General features: G+C 61.9%; 2 tRNA genes. Both read right to left on the minus strand.

Annotated features, from left to right (window positions below):
* Positions 1-127: 127 nt before the first annotated feature.
* Positions 128-203, minus strand: a tRNA-Ala gene (locus tag MFF40_RS28360).
* Positions 204-240: 37 nt separating this feature from the next.
* Positions 241-317 (minus strand) — tRNA-Ile (locus tag MFF40_RS28365).
* Positions 318-441: the final 124 nt, after the last annotated feature.

Consider the following 441-nt stretch of genomic DNA (forward strand, 5'->3'; position numbering starts at 1 on the left):
ACGACGCGATCAACCGAACCTGTCGGTCCTCGCTGATCGTCTGCCGCGGCAAACTGTGTTCCAGATAGCCAAGCTCGACACCGCATTCAGAACGTCGCCGCTACAGCAGCGCCAAGTTCCAAAAAAATGGTGGAGCCAGACGGGATCGAACCGACGACCTCATGCTTGCAAAGCACGCGCTCTCCCAACTGAGCTATGGCCCCAAGGGGTCGGCGCAGGCGTACGGAGCGTCCCGTGTCGTGGTGGGCCTGGGACGACTCGAACGTCCGACCTCACCCTTATCAGGGGTGCGCTCTAACCACCTGAGCTACAGGCCCAGAGCGATCGAGATGCGCCGCACCGGCCTGAGGCCGAACGCGGTGCGCCGATCGCGCTATCTGGTGAGGAAGAGAAACGAGGACGGCGTCCGTCCCGCAAAATGGGTTCTGACTGAACCCTGTA

Origin of the sequence: Methylobacterium mesophilicum (assembly GCF_022179445.1) — a bacterium.
Classification (GTDB): Bacteria; Pseudomonadota; Alphaproteobacteria; order Rhizobiales; family Beijerinckiaceae; genus Methylobacterium; species Methylobacterium mesophilicum.